General features: G+C 58.9%; 17 protein-coding genes and 2 pseudogenes. 10 read left to right on the top strand and 9 right to left on the bottom strand.

What is annotated here, in order from left to right; translation table 11 throughout:
• Positions 1-894: a LysR substrate-binding domain-containing protein gene (locus tag ACLEXF_RS06840; RefSeq protein ID WP_004203253.1), complete on the bottom strand. Its 894-nt coding sequence runs from the start codon at positions 892-894 to the stop codon at positions 1-3.
• A gap of 283 nt (positions 895-1,177) precedes the next feature.
• Here ACLEXF_RS06840 and pckA point away from each other — a divergent pair, with 283 nt between their 5' ends.
• Positions 1,178-2,821, top strand: coding sequence for a phosphoenolpyruvate carboxykinase (ATP) (gene pckA, locus ACLEXF_RS06835; RefSeq protein WP_339110575.1), 1,644 nt, complete (start codon positions 1,178-1,180; stop codon positions 2,819-2,821).
• A gap of 49 nt (positions 2,822-2,870) precedes the next feature.
• Here the strand turns inward: pckA and ACLEXF_RS06830 are convergent, their stop codons facing one another.
• Complete coding sequence (locus ACLEXF_RS06830; RefSeq protein ID WP_004203250.1) at positions 2,871-3,347, bottom strand: GNAT family N-acetyltransferase; 477 nt, start codon at positions 3,345-3,347, stop codon at positions 2,871-2,873.
• 99 nt (positions 3,348-3,446) lie between these two features.
• Between ACLEXF_RS06830 and ACLEXF_RS06825 the strand changes: the two genes are divergently transcribed.
• From ACLEXF_RS06825 to ACLEXF_RS06815, 3 genes are all read left to right on the top strand, one after another.
• A complete protein-coding gene (locus tag ACLEXF_RS06825) occupies positions 3,447-4,379 on the top strand; it encodes a LysR family transcriptional regulator (RefSeq protein ID WP_407259989.1) in 933 nt (310 codons plus the stop codon).
• Between the two features lie 326 nt (positions 4,380-4,705).
• Positions 4,706-6,001 (top strand): MFS transporter, encoded by a 1,296-nt coding sequence (locus tag ACLEXF_RS06820; protein ID WP_023318579.1) that lies wholly within the window; start codon positions 4,706-4,708, stop codon positions 5,999-6,001.
• An 11-nt stretch (positions 6,002-6,012) separates the two neighbouring features.
• A complete protein-coding gene (locus ACLEXF_RS06815; RefSeq protein WP_423265747.1) occupies positions 6,013-6,822 on the top strand; it encodes a substrate-binding domain-containing protein in 810 nt (269 codons plus the stop codon).
• Here ACLEXF_RS06815 and ACLEXF_RS06810 read toward each other — a convergent pair.
• Both ACLEXF_RS06810 and ACLEXF_RS06805 read right to left on the bottom strand, forming a co-directional pair.
• A complete protein-coding gene (locus tag ACLEXF_RS06810) occupies positions 6,797-7,696 on the bottom strand; it encodes a LysR family transcriptional regulator (protein ID WP_017899856.1) in 900 nt (299 codons plus the stop codon). The two genes, ACLEXF_RS06815 and ACLEXF_RS06810, sit on opposite strands and share 26 nt — an antisense overlap.
• A 114-nt stretch (positions 7,697-7,810) precedes the next feature.
• On the bottom strand, positions 7,811-8,293 hold the full coding sequence (locus ACLEXF_RS06805; protein WP_004203243.1) for a cold-shock protein: 483 nt from the start codon (positions 8,291-8,293) through the stop codon (positions 7,811-7,813).
• A 191-nt stretch (positions 8,294-8,484) separates the two neighbouring features.
• Here ACLEXF_RS06805 and ACLEXF_RS06800 point away from each other — a divergent pair, with 191 nt between their 5' ends.
• Positions 8,485-9,183: an RluA family pseudouridine synthase gene (locus tag ACLEXF_RS06800; protein WP_407259992.1), complete on the top strand. Its 699-nt coding sequence runs from the start codon at positions 8,485-8,487 to the stop codon at positions 9,181-9,183.
• Positions 9,184-9,207: 24 nt separating this feature from the next.
• On the opposite strand, the gene ACLEXF_RS06795 is transcribed toward ACLEXF_RS06800, so the two are convergent.
• Together ACLEXF_RS06795 and ACLEXF_RS06790 are read right to left on the bottom strand one after the other, a co-directional pair.
• Positions 9,208-9,747 carry a DUF2058 domain-containing protein gene (locus ACLEXF_RS06795; RefSeq protein ID WP_004203232.1) on the bottom strand — a complete coding sequence of 180 codons (540 nt, stop codon included), beginning with the start codon at positions 9,745-9,747 and terminating at the stop codon, positions 9,208-9,210.
• Positions 9,748-9,862: 115 nt separating this feature from the next.
• Positions 9,863-10,192, bottom strand: a pseudogene (locus tag ACLEXF_RS06790) (gamma-glutamylcyclotransferase family protein).
• A 297-nt stretch (positions 10,193-10,489) separates the two neighbouring features.
• Here ACLEXF_RS06790 and ACLEXF_RS06785 point away from each other — a divergent pair.
• The 3 genes and pseudogenes from ACLEXF_RS06785 to ACLEXF_RS06775 all read left to right on the top strand — a co-directional run.
• Positions 10,490-10,852, top strand: a pseudogene (locus ACLEXF_RS06785) (VasL domain-containing protein); the annotation flags it as partial.
• Positions 10,853-10,983: 131 nt separating this feature from the next.
• Positions 10,984-11,898 (top strand): sugar ABC transporter substrate-binding protein, encoded by a 915-nt coding sequence (locus ACLEXF_RS06780; protein ID WP_004203227.1) that lies wholly within the window; start codon positions 10,984-10,986, stop codon positions 11,896-11,898.
• 83 nt (positions 11,899-11,981) lie between these two features.
• Positions 11,982-12,311 carry a DUF1869 domain-containing protein gene (locus ACLEXF_RS06775; protein WP_004203225.1) on the top strand — a complete coding sequence of 110 codons (330 nt, stop codon included), beginning with the start codon at positions 11,982-11,984 and terminating at the stop codon, positions 12,309-12,311.
• Positions 12,312-12,397: 86 nt separating this feature from the next.
• On the opposite strand, the gene ychF is transcribed toward ACLEXF_RS06775, so the two are convergent.
• The gene (ychF, locus tag ACLEXF_RS06770; RefSeq protein WP_004203224.1) at positions 12,398-13,489 is read right to left on the bottom strand and encodes a redox-regulated ATPase YchF; all 1,092 of its coding nucleotides are present in this window, start codon (positions 13,487-13,489) and stop codon (positions 12,398-12,400) included.
• A 117-nt stretch (positions 13,490-13,606) separates the two neighbouring features.
• Entirely contained in the window at positions 13,607-14,191 is a 585-nt protein-coding gene (gene pth, locus ACLEXF_RS06765) for an aminoacyl-tRNA hydrolase (RefSeq protein ID WP_004180389.1), read from the bottom strand.
• Between the two features lie 272 nt (positions 14,192-14,463).
• On the opposite strand from pth, the gene ychH reads away from it, so the two are divergent.
• A complete protein-coding gene (gene ychH, locus ACLEXF_RS06760) occupies positions 14,464-14,739 on the top strand; it encodes a stress-induced protein YchH (protein ID WP_335897751.1) in 276 nt (91 codons plus the stop codon).
• Between the two features lie 222 nt (positions 14,740-14,961).
• Entirely contained in the window at positions 14,962-16,008 is a 1,047-nt protein-coding gene (locus tag ACLEXF_RS06755; protein WP_407259750.1) for a MerR family transcriptional regulator, read from the top strand.
• On the opposite strand, the gene dauA is transcribed toward ACLEXF_RS06755, so the two are convergent.
• Entirely contained in the window at positions 16,009-17,688 is a 1,680-nt protein-coding gene (gene dauA, locus ACLEXF_RS06750; RefSeq protein ID WP_004203219.1) for a C4-dicarboxylic acid transporter DauA, read from the bottom strand.
• Positions 17,689-17,757 lie beyond the last annotated feature (69 nt).

Genomic DNA, 17,757 nt, shown 5'->3' with positions numbered 1-17,757 from the left:
TTAATCCTGCGCTTCGTTACGGGTTTTAATGTGCTGCCAGAAACGTTCGGCGGCCTGGTTAAGCCGCGAGCCGGAGCGGTAGAGCCAGGCGCCGATCGGCAGCGACAGGCTCTCATCGAGGATCGTCAGTCGGCCTTCGTCCAGCTCGCGCTGAATAGAGTACTGCGGCAGCCAGCCCACGCCGTCGCCATTGAGGATCATGCGCTTGAGCAGCTCGCTCATGGAAGAGACAAAGGTGAGGGAGAAGGTGATCTCCGGCGTGCGGTCGATCACCTGGTTCACCTGGCGCCCCATATAGCTGTCGTTGGCGTATTTCATCAGCGGCAGCACGCCGCGATGTAAATGAAACAGCGGCCGGCCATGTTCGTCGCAGGGGGAGACCAGGTGTAGGTAAGAATCAAAAATTTTATGATTAATAAACGGATAGTTCATTAATTCTTCATTATAGAAGGAGAGGATAAAATCGCTTTTACCCTCTTTCAGGTTAAATACGGCGTCGTTGACGTTAATCGATTCAACATGAAAAGTCTTATTTTTACGGTCGGTGTAACCGGCGATAATTTCCGGCAGCAATAACACCGACAGCGAAGGGGCGGCGTCGATTCTTATTTTTTGCGTGGTGTTATTTAAACCTTTAATACGGCTGATCTGAAAATCCATATCGTCGAGCATATTTCGCGCATAGCCGACAAAAATCTTCCCGCGATTGGTCAACTGCAGGGGGTTGGCGCTGCGATCGAAGATGCTGAATCCGAGGGAAGCCTCGAGCGACTGGATGCGTCGGCTGAACGAGGACTGGGAGATATTGCGGGCTTTGGCCGCCAGGGTAAAGCTGCGTGACTCCTCGAGAGCAATCACATCATACAGCCATTTAACTTCCAGATTTGCCAACACCGATCCAGTCCTCAAAAACGCAATAAAGGCTATGCAATTTTAGCATAGCGCATAGAAACTATGCAATTAACATAATTATCGACAGGTGTTAACATTTTTTGGAAAGTTGAGATTTATGAATGCGTATCGGCGACCCTACATGAGCACGATATGAAATCGCGACTCACGGTTATTTATTGCTTTATTTCATTGCCCCGGAATTATCTTATTCAATAGCGGGCGACGAAGACGAAAGCAATGAATAACCCAGGCCTCTTACCTTAAATAGTTTGTCAGGAGTTCCATGTCACAACAAATTGAATCAGTAAAAATGGCTCTGCAGGAGCTGGGGATTAATGCAAGCGGCGAATTGTTTTACAACCCTGATTACGATTTGCTTATTGCACATGAAACCTCCCCTGAGCTGACCGGCGCGGCCCGCGGCGTGATGACCGACTCTGGCGCTGTGGCAGTGGATACCGGTATCTTCACCGGCCGCTCGCCGCGCGATAAATATATCGTCAGAGACGAGCAGACGCGCGACACCGTATGGTGGGCTGACTCCGGCCTCGGCCGCAATGACAATAAGCCGTTATCGCCAGACGTGTGGCGCAGCCTGAAAAGCCTGGTCGCAGGCCAGCTGAGCGGCAAAAAACTGTACATCATCGACGCCTGGTGCGGCGCCAGCCCGGACACCCGCCTTGGCGTACGCTTCGTCACCGAGGTGGCATGGCAGGCCCACTTTGTCAAAAACATGTTTATCGTGCCGAGCGCCGACGAGCTGGCCAGCTTTACGCCAGACTTCGTGGTGCTCAACGGCGCCGGCTGCACCAATGCCAACTGGCAGGTGCAGGGGATGAACTCCGAGAACTTTGTCGCCTTTAATCTCAGCGAGCGTATTCAGCTCATCGGCGGTACCTGGTACGGCGGCGAAATGAAGAAAGGGCTGTTCTCGGTCATGAACTACCTGCTGCCGCAGAAAGGCATCGCGTCGATGCACTGCTCGGCCAACCGTGGCGAAGCAGGGGACGTGGCGCTGTTCTTCGGCCTCTCCGGGACCGGGAAAACCACCCTGTCGACCGATCCGCATCGTCAGCTGATTGGCGATGACGAGCACGGCTGGGACGATGACGGCGTGTTTAACTTCGAAGGCGGCTGCTACGCTAAGACCATCAATCTCGATCCGCAGGCGGAGCCGGAGATTTATGGCGCCATCCGCCGCAATGCGCTGCTGGAAAACGTGGTGGTGCGCGCTGACGGCAGCGTGGATTATGCCGACGGCAGCAAAACCGAAAACACCCGCGTCTCCTATCCGCTGTCGCATATCGACAATATCGTCAAGCCGGTGTCCCGCGCGGGCCATCCGTCGAAGGTGATTTTCCTTGCCGCCGATGCGTTTGGCGTTCTGCCGCCGGTCTCCCGTCTGACCACCGAGCAGATGCAGTACCATTTCCTGTCGGGTTTCACCTCGAAGCTGGCGGGCACCGAGCGCGGCATTACCCAGCCGACGCCGACCTTCTCCGCCTGCTATGGCGCGGCGTTCCTGCTGCTTCACCCGACCCAGTACGCCAGCGTCCTGGCGGCGAAGATGGCGGAATCCGGCGCCGAAGCCTGGCTGGTCAACACCGGCTGGAACGGCGAGGGTAAACGCCTGTCGCTGCGCGATACCCGCAGCATCATTAGCGCGATCCTCAACGGCACTACCGGCCCGCTGCGCGAGGAGACCATCCCGGTGTTCGGTCTTGCGATCCCGCAGAGCATTCCAGGGGTAGACAGCGCGGTGCTGGATCCGCGTAATGGCTGGAGCTCAGCGGATAAATGGCAGGAGAAGGCCGAGAGCCTGGCTCAGCTGTTTATGGATAACTTCAAGCAGTACAGCGATACCGAAGCGGGTGCGCGTCTGGCGCTGGCCGGTCCGCAGCTGCAGAAGAGCGCGGTCGAAGCCTGATCCGCGGCCAGCAGGTCGACGCCTGGCGCCGACCTGCTGGCGAGCCGCTTTACTCCGCAAAGGCCCGCAGCGCATCGCCCGTGAGGCGATAACGCACCCACTCATCCTGCGGCTGCGCGCCAATGCTCAGATAGAAATCAATCGCCGGCTGGTTCCAGTCGAGCACGCTCCACTCCAGACGCCCGCACTGACGCTGTACAGCATATTGCGCGATGGTTTTCAGTAGCGCTTTCCCGGCGCCGATCCCGCGATAGTCGGGGGTCACGTACAGATCTTCCATATAGATGCCATTGCGGCCAAGCCAGGTGGAGTAGCTGGTGAAGAACACGGCGTAGCCCACCGCTTTGCCCGCCACCTCGCAGATCAGCGCCTCAGTTTTGCTGCTGCTGGCAAACAGCGTCTCTCTGATCTCCTCTGCCGTCGTCACCACCTCTTCGGGGGCTTTCTCGTAGACCGCGAGTTCATAAATCATGTCGTAAATGGCGGTGGCGTCGTCCGGGGTGGCCTGGCGGATCGTGATGCTCATGGGTCGTCCTGTCTGAATGGTATCAAGGAAAGCAACATTGCTGACCCAGAGCATAAGCGGTATTGTGAAAAGAATTAAGTGCAATGAAATCAGCAAATGATGAATATTATGCATCCAGTCCTGCGCCGGATTGACCTCAACCTGCTGCCGGTCTTTGACGCGGTCTATCGCTCCCGCTCGGTGCGCCTGGCGGCGGAAGAGCTGGCGATGAGCACCTCGGCGCTGAGCCATGCGCTTTCCCGGCTGCGCAGCGCCCTCAACGACCCGCTGTTCTATCGCGAAGGCCACCGGATGTGTCCCAGCGTCTATGCCAGCCAGATGGCGCCCTCTATCGCTTCGGCGCTGAAATTTCTCAATCAGGAGCTGACGCCGCCGGCGGCGTTTGTGCCGAGCGCCAGCACCGACTGCATGCAGATTGCGATCACCGATTTCACCGCATTCTGCGTCTTTCCGACGCTGATGCACCGCCTGCAGCGGGAGGCGCCCGGGCTGCGGTTTGAGCTTCGTTATCTGCCCCATAGCCCGGCGCTGACCGAGCTGCTGGCGGGCGAGGTCGACCTGGCTCTCGGGTTCAACACCCCTGACGAGCCAGCCCATCCCGATCTTGAGGAGATCAACTGGCTGCGGGACGAATATGTGGTCATCAGTCAGGCTGACCGCACGGCGCTGACCCTGGACGCCTATCTTGCGGCCCGTCATCTGGTGGTAACCCCGTGGAATGAGCGGCAGGGGGTGCTGGACTGCGAGCTGGAGCGGCAGGGCTATTCGCGGCAGGTGGCGGTGAAAACGCCCTCGATGCTGAGCGCCCCCTTTATTATTGAGCAGAGCGATCTGCTGATGGCGCTGCCCCGGCGGGCGGCGGAGACGATGGCCCGCGCCGCCCGGCTGACCATTTTCCCGCTGCCGTTTCCGGTTCTCCCGTTTGACGTCAAGATTTACGCCCATAAACGCAGTGGGAAACGCGAGGCCACCCGCTGGCTGATCTCCTTGCTGCAGACGCTGGGGAACGTCGCCGCGGCGCCGGCGCCCTGAGGCCACATCCGGGTTATTAACCTATCGCCGCTGCGCATCGCGTTAACCATCCCGGACCAGGCATGTCTTATACCGTCGGGGGCGCAACCGCGTACCCTGGCCTCGGTCACAAAACGGAAAACTCACATTTTCATCTCCACCACCGATGCTGAGGGTACAGAAAGTGTTAAATGATTGTATATAAAAGTAATGTTAATTAGCTAAATGTTATTTATGCGTAAATTGCATCAATGGATGCGTTTATTACGCTTATTTCATACCGGGTTCTGTTTCAGTCTTCAGCAACAGGCGCGCGACAACGCGTGGATAACAAACTGGAGACCTGCATGCATTCGACAACCTCACTGATGAGTACCCGTGATCGGCTCGGCGCCATTCTGCGCGTCACGTCCGGTAACTTTCTCGAACAGTTCGACTTTTTCCTGTTCGGGTTTTATGCCACCTACATCGCACATACCTTTTTTCCGGCCAGCAGTGAATTCGCCTCGCTGATGATGACCTTTGCGGTCTTTGGCGCCGGCTTTCTGATGCGGCCCATCGGCGCCATCGTGCTTGGCGCCTATATCGACAAGGTTGGGCGGCGCAAAGGGCTGATTGTGACCCTGTCGATCATGGCCACCGGCACCTTCCTGATCGTGCTGATCCCCTCTTACCAGACCATTGGCCTGTGGGCGCCGTTGCTGGTGCTGATCGGCCGTCTGCTGCAGGGCTTCTCCGCCGGCGCTGAACTGGGCGGGGTATCCGTCTATCTGGCCGAGATCGCCACCCCGGGCCGCAAAGGGTTTTACACCAGCTGGCAGTCGGGCAGCCAGCAGGTCGCCATCATGGTGGCGGCCGCGATGGGCTTTGCCCTCAACGCCGTACTGGAGCAGAGCGCCATCAGCGACTGGGGATGGCGTATTCCGTTCCTTTTTGGCTGCCTGATCGTGCCGTTCATTTTTGTGCTGCGCCGTAAGCTGGAGGAGACCCAGGAGTTTACTGCCCGCCGCCATCACCTGGCGATGCGCCAGGTGTTCGCCACCCTGCTGGCGAACTGGCAGGTGGTCATCGCGGGGATGATGATGGTGGCGATGACCACCACCGCGTTCTACCTGATCACCGTCTATGCGCCGACCTTTGGCAAAAAAGTGCTGATGCTCAGCGCCTCTGACAGCCTGCTGGTCACGCTGCTGGTGGCGATTTCCAACTTCTTCTGGCTGCCGGTGGGCGGGGCGCTGTCCGACCGCTTTGGCCGCCGGCCGGTGCTGATTGCCATGACGCTGCTGGCGCTGGCTACTGCCTGGCCTGCGCTGACCATGCTGGCGAACGCGCCGAGCTTTTTGATGATGCTGAGCGTGCTGCTGTGGCTGTCGTTTATCTACGGCATGTACAACGGGGCGATGATCCCGGCGCTGACCGAAATTATGCCCGCCGAAGTGCGCGTGGCAGGCTTCTCGCTGGCCTATAGCCTGGCGACCGCGGTGTTTGGCGGTTTCACGCCGGTGATCTCCACGGCGCTGATCGAATATACCGGTGATAAAGCCTCCCCTGGCTACTGGATGAGCTTTGCCGCCGTCTGCGGTCTGCTGGCCACCTGCTACCTCTATCGCCGCAGCGCCGTCGCGCTGCAGACGGCACGTTAATCAGGGAGAGGATGATGCGTAAAACGACAGGAACTCTGCTGGCCACGCTGCTGCTGGCCGCCACCGGCGGCAGCGCGCTGTCCGCTGAGGTCACCGTGATGATCTCCGGCGGCTTCAAAGCGGCGCTGGAAAAGCTGGCCCCGGCGTGGGAAAAACAAACTGGCAACCATCTCGTGGTGATCCCCGGCCCGTCAATGGGGAAAACGCCGCAGGCGATCCCTAACCGCCTGGCGCGGGGCGAACACGCGGACGTGGTGATTATGGTCGGCGACGCGCTGACCAACCTCGAGAAAGCGGGCCGAACGCAGCCGGATTCCCGCCGGGAGCTGGCCGACTCGCCCATCGGCGTGGTGGTGAAAGCGGGAGCGCCGCTGCCGGCCATCCGCAGCGCAGACCAGCTGCGGGCGGCGCTGCTGGCTGCCCCGTCGGTCGCGTACTCCGACAGCGCCAGCGGACGCTATGTCAGCTCGACGCTGTTCCACCGCCTGGGCATTGATGAGGCGATGCAGAGCAAAGCGCAGATGGTGGAGCGTATTCCGGTGGCCTCGGAAGTGGCGAGGGGAAGTTATGCGATCGGTTTTCAGCAGGTGAGCGAACTGCTGCCAGTGCCCGGAGTAACCTTCGTCGGCGAACTGCCGGATAACCTGCAGTACATCACCCGCTTTGCCGGGGCGGTGACCGTCAGCGCCGACCACCCGCAGGAAGGAAAGGCGCTGCTAGCCTATCTGGCCTCACCGGCGGCGCAGGAGACCATCCACGCCACCGGTATGCGAAGCGTGGCCGCCGCTGCGCCGGTCAGCCAGAAGGATACTGTTCAATAATCAGCTTCTCCAGCTCTGCCGCTACGTAGGACTGAATACGGCCGCTGAGGCGGATCAGGCCTACCGTGCGGGTGACCACCGGGTCGGTGAGCGGCACGGCGCGGAGAACGGAATGCTCCCCAGCGGGCATTGACATCGCGGGCACGGCGGCAATGCCGATGCCCGCTTCCACCATCCCCAGCATCGTGGTGACGTGGCGGGTTTCGCAAATGCTTGGCCGCGCCGGCGTCAGATGCGCCAGCTCCCGGTCGAGCAGCGTCCGGTTGCCGGAGACCCGATCGAGGCCAATATAATCCTGTTCAAAATATGCCTGCCAGCTGAGGTGCGTCCTGCCTGCCAGCGGATGGTCATGCCGACAGGCGGCGACATAGCGGTCGTCGGCCAGCGGGGTGAATTCGATGCTGGCCGGCAGGTTTTTGGCAAAGCAGAGCCCAAAGTCAGCCTGTCCGCTGCTGACCGCCTCGATCACATTCCCGACGCTGCTGTCAATCAGCCGGATACGCACCTGGGGATAACGCGCCTGAAAGCTGCGGATGATGTCCGGCATAAAGTAGTAGGCGGCAGAGGGTACCGTCGCCACCGTCACCAGCCCGGTGCGCGCCTTGCTGACCTGGCTGATATCCGCCAGCACCGTCTCGACGTGGGCCAGCAGCTGCTCTGAACGTTCGGCAAAATTCTGTCCATACAGCGTAAGGGTCACGCGGCGGGTGGTGCGCTCGAACAGCCGGTTGCCCAAGGCGGTCTCCAGCTTTTCGATGCGCCGGCTGAGGGCCGACTGCGACAGGCAAATGGATTCTGCGGCCAGCCGAAAGCTGCCATACTCCATCAGGGCGCGAAAGGCATAGAGATCGTTGAAGTCAAAATTTACGGGCATGGCGGCGGCATCCTTATCGGCTGTCTGACGCCTCGCCCCGTCCGGTGAGGGGCGATGGCGACGAAAATCGGCTCGGCAGGTGACTGGGCGCGCGGCTGACCGCACGCCGGGTCGTCAAACCTTGAGCAGTTTTACCGTGGCATCGATATCGATTTCGTCTTCCGAGAAGATCAGGGTTGTCCCCTGAAAGGTGGTGATCGCCAGCTTTTTCACCGAGCGCATCTCTCCCGGCTGCACCGTGGATTTTGGCCGGATGCTGTTCATCAGCAGCCCGACCGACAGCACCGCGTTTTCTTTATCCACGCGGGTCTCGACCGGCTCTTCTTCCCGGTAAACCACATAGGACTTGATGGAGGTCAGCTTCAGCCGCTCGCCGGCGATATAGATATATTTGCTCTCCGGAATGACCTTGACCGCGTAGGCCGACAGCCCTTTATTGTTGGTGGTTGGTTCGAAAGTCACCGCCGCGTCTTTCTTGATGAGATCGGGATTGGCGACCTTAATCACATGAAAATACCGGTTTTCGCCGTTTTCATCTTTGATAAATCCAAAACCTTTATCTTTAAACCACGTTGTGATTGTTCCGTTCATCGCCATTACCGTTCTTACTCGTTGGTTAACTCAAATTTTGCAGCGCGCAGTGTAAAGCACATTGCCTGCGCAGACCATGCCTTTACGATAAGTGTGGGTGATAAATGACACCGCCGCGAGGGCGGATCGTGCGCCAGCGTCGTACCGGCGGACAAAATGGGGTACTATCGCCGGCCACTCCTTCTTCGGGCCGCCTGATGTCCACCATTATCGATACCTTTGTCGCGCCGCCGTGCCGCGACCAGATCACCCTCTTATATCAGGATGAACACCTGCTGCTAATCAATAAACCGGCCGGGCTGCTGAGCCTGTCAGGCAAAGATCCGCGCAACCTCGACTCTGTCCATCATCGACTGGTCCAGCGCTTTCCGGGCTGTACCCTGGTACACCGCCTTGACTTCGGCACTTCCGGTCTGATGGTGGTCGCCCGCAACAAGGGGATTAACGCTGCGCTGTGCCAACAGTTCAGCCAGCGCACGGTGGGTAAGATCTATACGGCGCTGCTGTGCGGCCATCTGCCGGAAGATGAGGGGGTCGTGGAGGCGGCGATCGCCAAAGACCCGGCCCGTTTCCCGCGCATGTCGATCAGTGTCCGGCACGGCAAACCGGCGCGTTCGCGCTACCGGGTCATTGACCGCCTGTACCAGACGCGGGAAGGGGAGAGGGCGCTGGCGCTGACGAGGGTGGCGCTTACCCCGGAGACCGGGCGCACCCATCAGCTGCGGATCCACTGTCAGCTGCTGGGCTATCCGATCCTTGGCTGCGATCTGTATGGCGGCCGGGAATTGCCGGGCACGGAACAGGCTCCGCGGCTGATGCTGCACGCCAGCGAGCTGCGCTTTGTCCATCCCGTCAGCCGCGAGCCGATGCATATCCAGCAGGCAAGCTCGTTCTGATCGCCTGCCGCCGGAAGCCCGCGATCACCACATCAGGTCGTCGGGCACCTTAAAGTCGGCGTACGGATCGTCTTCATCCTGTTCATCCTGACTCAGGGCGCTGTGCAACACGATGCTGCTGGCATCGCGCTGGGCAATTTTCTCTGCCACGACCGCCGGAATAATCGCATACTCCCCTTCAGGTTTGTTATCCACCGCCAGGCGGGCAATCGCCAGACGGCCGTTAATCAGCTGGGTTTGGGTGGTCTTGTCGACCATGATTTTTTTGATCAGATTATTATCGGTAAAGTTAAAGCCGATATCGCCCCGGGCGACCGTAATGCGGTTCATCTCAATCAGCTGCTTGACCTGGGCTTTATACTCTTTCGCCAGCATCGCCTGCTTTTGCTGCTCGCTGAGCAGTTTATCGCGCTCCAGCTGGGCTTTTTTATTCTCTTCCACCGCTTCCCGGGCCTCACGGGCCTGCACGCGGGATTTTTTCGCCGTTCTCTGGACTTTGGCCATTTTTTTGCTGCTGACCAGGCCGGCTTTGAGCATCTGCTCTTGTAAGGTAAGTTTTGTCATTTGCGTATCTGAAGCTTAGGAAACATCTGGCCAGTATACCTGCATTGGCGGAAACGACGCCAGACCCGCGGACGTGCTGGGCCGCTGTGGCCAGTAGCGCGATACTGGCGGGGGATTACTCCCGGGGCTGGAGCTGATAAATCCAGGCGCTGACCTGCTGTCCATCGTCGGTGGTCACCTCAACCGACACCCGATCGTACCCCTCCTCAAACTCGTCCAGCATGGGCCAGTGCGCCGCCAGCCGGTCGGACAGGAACAGATAGCCGTTGACCCGCGGGCCGTTGGCGTCGAGGACGATCCCCGGAAAATCAGCGGCAGCGCCCCAGCCGCGCGCGTAAAAGGTGCCAGTGACTTAGCCCGGACGCCACTCGCCCCCGATCGTCTCCAGAATATGCGCATTGCTGCGACCGGGACAGAGCGTCCCATAGACAAATAACGGTTTCATTGTTCCTCTCGCGATCGTGACTTCATCCGCCCACAGCGGAAACCCAAAATACGGGGTAATGTAGCGCCTGGCAATGGCCGGGTGTTGATCCGCCACCTCAACCGCCAGCAGTACCTTGACGCTCGCTCCGCCCGCTAATCCTCGCGCTGACAGACATCATGATGACAACACATACAGACCTCCGCTATTAAACCGGTGGCGACCCGCGCACGCTGGCCGATTTTATTGCGCTGCGTGCAGAAATGAACAAGCTCAACCACCCGGCGCGGCCGAATATTAACTGGCCGTATGCCGAGCAGCTTGCCCGCGGAACACCTCACCGGCTGGGCGGAGGGCATGCGGCAGCTGCAACGGCTCGCCGGTCAGCTCAATGCCCTCGACGAGCAGAAGGGGAAGTACCTGACGGTGAGCGAACTGAAAACGGCGGTGTTTGCCATCATGCAGTCGCTTAACCGTGCCGTTCCGCTGGAGGAGCAGCTGCGCGAGCTGGCCGCGCTCCCCGTGGGTCAACCCTGGTCTGCCGCCCGCGGCAGCCTCGCCGAACTGCATCTGCAACAGCCGATCGTGGAGAATGCCCTACTGAAGCGAAATCAGCCGGCCTCGCCGCCCGCTGCGCTCCTCGAAACCGGTGAGGCCTTGATGAGTGAGGCGGTAAAATAAAATGTGCGCATGGCAACATTTTCTTTACATCATGATTGCAAGAACCGAACGCCCTTCGTAGTCTGAAAATGATTTAAATATACCGTTTGTGTTTATATTGAAAATTTTATTTCGACCTCTGAGGGCATGCTATGAAGCACTGTAAAATCATCCTGTTAGTAGGCCTTCTGGCCAGTTCCGCTTCGGCATTAGCGGATAAGATCGGCGTCTCGATGGCTTACTTCGATCAAAACTTTCTCACCATTATCCGTCAGTCCATTGAGAAAGAAGCTCAAGCCCGTCACGTCGATGTGCAGTTCGAAGACGCCCGCGGCGACACCGGACGCCAGGCCGATCAGGTGCAGAGCTTCATCGCCTCCGGCGTGGACGCCATCATTGTGGACCCCGTGGACTCCGCCAGCACCCCGCAGCTGACGAAGATGGCGCAGCAGGCCAGAATGCCGCTGGTGTATGTGAACCGGACGCCGGGGGATAAAACGTTACCGCCTGGCGTGGTGTTTGTCGGATCGGACGAGCGGGAGTCCGGTACATTACAGATGGAAGCGCTGGCGAAGCTGGCAAACTACAAAGGCAACGTCGCCATCATGATCGGCAATCTCACCGATGCCGGCGCGCTGCAGCGCACCAAAGACGTAGAGCAGGTGGTGGCCAAATACCCGGCGATGAAAGTGGTGCAGAAACAGCCGGCCAACTATTCCCGCAGCGAGGGAATGGATCTGATGCAGAACTGGGCAGGTAACGGGGAAGAGATTGATATTGTGGCGGCGAACAACGATGAGATGGCGATTGGCGCGGCGATGGCGCTGGAGAAGAGCCAGAAGAAGTTGCTGATCGGCGGGATCGACGCCACGCCGGATGGGCTAAAAGCGTTGGCCAGCGATAAGATCCAGGTAACAGTCTTCCAGGATGCCGTTGGTCAGGGCAAAACGGCCTTAGCGGTGGCGCTGAAGCTGATTAAAGGAGAAAAAGTCGAATCCCATGTCTGGATCCCGTTTGAGTTAGTGACCAAAGAAAATATGCAGACCTATGTGGAAAAGAGTCATTAACGGCAAGGCGGAAGTGTTCGAACTTTGCTGATAAAACCGGGCTGAGAATGTGTCGCCCGGGCAATGAAACCGGAGGATAAGACATGGCAATGGCAAAAAGCGGTTATACGCTGCAGGTGATAAAGGCAGGGCAGCAGGGGCATGTTGAAATGAGGTGGGGGCATCTCGCGGAAGTCGATACGCGCGCGGCGGCGGCGACCATCGCGCAGCATATCGGGCGACCCTCGTCTGCGGCGGATCCGCAGGAGATTAGCCTGTCGCTGACCAATGCTGCCAGCGGCATCTCGGTGGAGCTTCATCACCCGGCCTCAGGGGAAAGCGCCACCCCGGCTTTTATTGAGGACGAGTTAAAAAAGATTGTGCAGATCGTTGATGGCTACGAAGCGGCAGAAGAGACCCATATCGTGGAGTAGCGCGCCGTCTGGCGCACGAAAAAAAATCCACGCCGGAGCGTGGATTTTTTATTACTCGATGGCGGCAGAAATGCCAGCCAGCGGGATCAGACGTTGAACAGGAAGTTCATCACATCGCCATCTTTGACGATGTAATCTTTGCCTTCAGCGCGCATTTTACCGGCTTCTTTCGCGCCCTGTTCGCCTTTGTAGGCGATAAAGTCTTCATAAGCGATGGTCTGCGCGCGGATAAAGCCTTTCTCGAAGTCGGTGTGGATCTTACCGGCTGCCTGCGGCGCAGTCGCCCCTACCGGGATGGTCCATGCGCGCACTTCTTTCACCCCAGCGGTGAAGTAGGTCTGCAGGTTCAGCAGGGCGTAACCAGCGCGGATCACGCGGTTCAGACCCGGCTCTTCGAGGCCCAGCTCAGCCATAAACTCGTCACGTTCTTCATCGTCCAGCTCGGCGATGTCCGCTTCAACCGCGGCGCACACCGGCACCACCACAGACCCTTCCTGCTCGGCGATGGCGCGAACCTGATCGAGGTACGGGTTGTTCTCGAAACCGTCTTCATTGACGTTCGCGATGTACATGGTCGGCTTCAGGGTCAGGAAGCTCAGATAGCGGATGGCGTCTTTCTCTTCTTTGGTCAGATCCAGCGCGCGCAGCATACCGGCGTTTTCCAGCTGCGGCAGGCATTTCTCCAGCGCGGCCAGCTCAACTTTCGCGTCTTTATCGCCGCCTTTGGCTTTTTTGGAGACGCGGTGAATCGCACGTTCGCAGGTATCAAGGTCAGACAGCGCCAGTTCGGTGTTGATAACGTCGATATCTTCCGCCGGGTTCACTTTCCCCGCGACGTGAATGATATTGTCGTTTTCGAAGCAGCGAACCACGTGACCGATAGCTTCGGTTTCGCGGATGTTGGTCAGAAACTGGTTGCCGAGACCTTCGCCTTTGGACGCGCCTTTAACCAGGCCCGCGATATCAACGAACTCCATGGTGGTCGGCAGGATACGCTGCGGTTTGACGATTTCAGCCAGCTTGTCCAGACGCGGATCGGGCATCGGTACGACACCGGTGTTCGGCTCAATGGTACAGAAGGGGAAGTTGGCCGCTTCAATACCCGCTTTGGTGAGCGCATTGAACAGGGTGGATTTGCCGACGTTGGGCAAACCGACGATACCGCATTTGAATCCCATGATTTAAATCACCTTAATCTTTGGATAATCAATCTGTTACAAGGAACAGATTGCAGAAAATTGAATAGCTTTGCCTATTATACACGGTGCGCGGCAAAAATGCCGCACGACAACGGCTTATTGCGCCTTAAAGGCGTGTAAACGGTTGGTCGCTTTGGTGAGACCATCCTTTAACCAGATTTCCGTACAGCGCGCCGCTTCGTCGACGGCATCATCAATCAGTTTCTGCTCGCTGGCCGGCGGTTTGCCGAGCACAAAGCCGACAACCTTGTTTTTATCGCCCGGATGGCCGATCCCGACGCGTAAGCGGTGAAAGTTCGGGTTATTGCCGAGCTTGCTGATGATGTCCTTCAGGCCGTTGTGGCCGCCATGGCCGCCGCCAAGCTTAAATTTCGCCACGCCCGGCGGCAAATCCAGCTCATCATGGGCAACCAGAATTTCGTCCGGGTTGATGCGATAAAAGGTTGCCATCGCGGCCACGGCTTTACCGCTAAGGTTCATAAAGGTGGTGGGCACCAGCAGGCGAACATCCTCGCCCGCCAGGTTGATGCGCGAGGTGTAGCCGAAGAATTTGCTCTCTTCGCGCAGCGGCGCGCGATGGCGATCCGCCAGTAAATCCACATACCAGGCGCCAGCGTTGTGCCGGGTGGCGGCATATTCCGCACCGGGGTTGGCCAGGCCGACAATCAGTTTAATGGTCACGTTTTCTATCCTGCATGGGGCATTCTCTGCCGCGTAGTGTACTGTCTGCGGGCGCGCTTGACAAAATTCTGGCTATAAGACAATACCGGCATTGATGATTTACTCACTAAATCATTAGAATTTGATATGGTTCATAGACTTATTTGTAAATTTTTGTCTATTCGCTGTTCACTAATGTGATCGTGGGCGCACTCCGCAGAAGAGACCTTGTCTATACTACACCTATAAGATTTGGGGACATTCCCTGGCAACCCAAAGTCCGGAGGTGACACATGAAACGCAAAAACGCTTCGTTACTCGGTAACGTACTCATGGGGTTAGGGTTGGTGGTGATGATTGTGGGGGTGGGTTACTCCATTCTGAACCAGCTTCCGCAGCTTAACCTGCCACAATTCTTTGCGCATGGCGCTATCTTAAGCATCTTCGTCGGTGCTGTGCTCTGGCTGGCCGGAGCCCGTATTGGCGGCCACGAGCAGGTCAGCGACCGCTACTGGTGGGTGCGCCACTACGATAAACGCTGCCGTCGTAACCAGCATCGTCACAGCTAACCGCAATCGCATTTTCCGCATCGGCCTTCCGCGGCCGATGCGTTTTTCTCTGACTCTCGTTATCGCTTCTTCTTTTTCCCGCCATATAACGACCCCCATTCCGACCTGAGCTTCGTGATGCTATGGTTGCCGCCAAAAGTGAATATTAAGCGCGTTTTATGCTTGACCCTGACGTTACGTCAGGCAGCAGAGTAGCGGACCTGGCCACAGAGAGGAGCAGTCATGTTAATTCAGGTGGGAGAGCTGGCGAAGCGCGCCGGACTGACGGTGCGTACGCTGCATCATTATGAACAGACGGGGCTGTTAACGCCTTCGGCCAGAAGCGAGGCGGGCTATCGGCTCTATAACCTGTCAGCGGTTCAGCGCCTGCATATGATAAAGGCGCTGGCGCAGACCGGGCTGACGCTCGCCACCATCAAGGACTATCTCGATCGGCAAACGCTGTCGCTACCTGAGCTGCTGACGCAGCAGATAGAGACGCTGAATGACCAACTGCGTGATGTCGCCAGGCTGCGCGACCGGCTGTTGGCGCTGCGCGAGGCGCTGGCGAGCGGCAATGAACCCGATCTGGAGTCCTGGCTACAGACGCTGGAGTTAATGAAAATGTACGATCGTTGGTTTAGTCAACAGGAGTTAGCCGCGCTGCCGTTTGCGGCACAGGATGAACAGCGCGCCCAGGCGTGGCGCGAGCTAACGGAGGAGGTGCAGACGCTGATGGCGAGCGGCTGCCCGACGGACAGTCCGCAGGCGATGAGTCTGGCGACGAGCTGGATGGAGCGCCTGGAGCAGGATACAGCAGGGCGCCCGGAGTTTCTGACCCGCCTGAACGCGATGCATGCCGCCGAGCCGCAAATGGTTGAACAGACCGGCGTCACGCCGGCCATCATCGCCTTTATCACCGAAGCCTTTGCCGAAAGCAAACTGGCCATCTGGGCGCGGTATCTCGACGATGAAGAGATGGCGTTCACCCGCCAGCACTATTTCGACCGGCTACAGGAGTGGCCAGCGCTGGTGGCGAAGCTGCATCAGGCATGTCGGGAGGGTATAGCGCCGGATTCAGCGTCGGGTCAGGCGCTGGCCCGGGCGTGGCTTGAGCTGTTTCAGTCCTACGCCGGTACCCGGCCGCAGACGTTGCAGAAGTTTCGTCGGGCAATGGAGCAGGAGCCGCATTTGATGAAGGGCACCTGGATTACGCCGGCGGTGCTGAGCTGGCTACAACAGGCGACGGGGGCGTTGATGCGGCAGGCGCAGGGGCCTGCCGCCGGGTGATCACAGGTCAGCCAGCGCGGCCTGACGATCGGGGTAGAAGCTCAGGCGGCCTGGCAGCGGCTTGACGCCGGCGCGCGCTAACGTGCGTAGCGGCTGAAACTCGAGGTTAGATACGCGCAATTCACAGCCTTCCGGCAGCTTGTTCACAAAGCGCTGGAAGGCATCCAGACCGCCGGCGTCGAGAACCGGCACGGCGTCCCACTTCAGCACCACGATGCGCTTGCCGGCGATCCGGGTCTCCAGATCGTTGAATAAACCTTCGGCGGCGGCAAAGAATAGCGGACCGATCACCCGCAGCACCAGCACATCGTCTGGCACTTCGACGTTGACCGGCGCCAGATGCGTCATGCGCGCGATACGGCGCATAAACAATAGCGAAGCCAGCACGATCCCGACGCTGATGGCGATCACCATATCAAACAGCACCGTCAGCGACATGCACATCAGCATCACCACGATGTCGTCCTTCGGCGCGTGGCGCAGCAGATTGATGACTTTATGCGCCTCACTCATGTTCCATGCCACCATCAGCAGCAGGGCGGCCATCGCCGACAGCGGCAGCCAGGAGAGCAGCGGGGCGAGGATCAGCAGCGCCATGATCACCAGCAGGGCGTGGATCACGGCGGCAACCGGCGATGTGGCGCCGGCGCGCACGTTCGCCGCCGAGCGGGCAATCGCCGCGGTGGCGGTGATCCCGCCGAAGAACGGCGCAACGATGTTGCCCAGCCCCTGGCCAATCAGCTCGCTGTTGGCTTTATGCTTGGTACCGGTCATACCGTCGAGCACCACCGCGCACAGCAGAGATTCAATCGCGCCGAGCATCGCCATGGAGAATGCGGCAGGCAGCAGCGCCTGCAGCGAAGCCCAGCTCAGGGTAAAGCTGGAGCCCGGCATATCCCAGGGCAGCACCAGCTGCGGCAGCAGCTGCGGAATGCCGTTGCCCTGAGTGCCGTCCGCCAGCTGATAGTGAAACTGTGAGCCGATCGTCGCCACATCGCCGCCCAGCAAGTTGACTACCAGCATCACCGCGCAGCCGGCCAGCAGCGCGGGGAGGTGGCCCGGCAGGCGGATACCCAGCCGCGGCCAGAAGATCAGGGTGCCGAGGGTGACGACGCCGATGGCGGCGTCCCCGACGTTAATGGTCGGCAGGGCCATCGCCAGCGCGGCCACTTTCTGCAGATAATGCTCCGGCACATGGGGCATCTGCAGGCCGAGAAAATCCTTAATCTGCATGGTACCGATAGTGATACCGATCCCGGAGGTGAAGCCGAGGGTGACCGACAGCGGGATATATTCGATCAGGCGGCCAAAGCGCGCCAGGCCGAAAAGAATTAAAAAGATCCCCGACATCAGCGTCGCCACCAGCAGCCCCGCCAGGCCGAACTGCTGGGAAACCGGATAGAGGATCACCACAAAGGCGGCGGTCGGGCCGGAAACGCTAAAGCGCGACCCGCCGGTTAAGGCGATCACAATCCCTGCCACCGCTGAGGTATAGAGGCCGTACTGCGGCGGCACACCGCTGCCAATCGCCAGCGCCATCGCCAGCGGAATCGCAATGATCCCGACGGTGATCCCGGCGATCAGGTCACGCGTGAAGCGGGCGGTGGTGTACTGTTCTTTCCAACAAGCGTCGATGAGGGCGCGGAAAGGCATCACATGTGAGGAAAATAATCTGTTCACAATAATGTTTCATCCATGAGCGCATCATCTGTCAACTAAATGGCAGGTGAAGGAGGCATTGATCATTTC

It is taken from the genome of Klebsiella pneumoniae complex sp. WS1778 (genome assembly GCF_049472055.1).
GTDB lineage: Bacteria > Pseudomonadota > Gammaproteobacteria > Enterobacterales > Enterobacteriaceae > Klebsiella > Klebsiella quasipneumoniae.
This window is presented reverse-complemented; position numbering and strand designations above follow the sequence as displayed.

Coding starts and splice junctions, on each gene's coding strand:
- pckA (WP_339110575.1), top strand. CDS start 1,178: ATGTCACAACAAATTGAATCAGTAAAAATGGCTCTGCAGGAGCTGGGG.
- ACLEXF_RS06830 (WP_004203250.1), bottom strand. CDS start 3,347: ATGAGCATCACGATCCGCCAGGCCACCCCGGACGACGCCACCGCCATT.
- ACLEXF_RS06825 (WP_407259989.1), top strand. CDS start 3,447: ATGAATATTATGCATCCAGTCCTGCGCCGGATTGACCTCAACCTGCTG.
- ACLEXF_RS06820 (WP_023318579.1), top strand. CDS start 4,706: ATGCATTCGACAACCTCACTGATGAGTACCCGTGATCGGCTCGGCGCC.
- ACLEXF_RS06815 (WP_423265747.1), top strand. CDS start 6,013: ATGATGCGTAAAACGACAGGAACTCTGCTGGCCACGCTGCTGCTGGCC.
- ACLEXF_RS06810 (WP_017899856.1), bottom strand. CDS start 7,696: ATGCCCGTAAATTTTGACTTCAACGATCTCTATGCCTTTCGCGCCCTG.
- ACLEXF_RS06805 (WP_004203243.1), bottom strand. CDS start 8,293: ATGGCGATGAACGGAACAATCACAACGTGGTTTAAAGATAAAGGTTTT.
- ACLEXF_RS06800 (WP_407259992.1), top strand. CDS start 8,485: ATGTCCACCATTATCGATACCTTTGTCGCGCCGCCGTGCCGCGACCAG.
- ACLEXF_RS06795 (WP_004203232.1), bottom strand. CDS start 9,747: ATGACAAAACTTACCTTACAAGAGCAGATGCTCAAAGCCGGCCTGGTC.
- ACLEXF_RS06780 (WP_004203227.1), top strand. CDS start 10,984: ATGAAGCACTGTAAAATCATCCTGTTAGTAGGCCTTCTGGCCAGTTCC.
- ACLEXF_RS06775 (WP_004203225.1), top strand. CDS start 11,982: ATGGCAATGGCAAAAAGCGGTTATACGCTGCAGGTGATAAAGGCAGGG.
- ychF (WP_004203224.1), bottom strand. CDS start 13,489: ATGGGATTCAAATGCGGTATCGTCGGTTTGCCCAACGTCGGCAAATCC.
- ychH (WP_335897751.1), top strand. CDS start 14,464: ATGAAACGCAAAAACGCTTCGTTACTCGGTAACGTACTCATGGGGTTA.
- ACLEXF_RS06755 (WP_407259750.1), top strand. CDS start 14,962: ATGTTAATTCAGGTGGGAGAGCTGGCGAAGCGCGCCGGACTGACGGTG.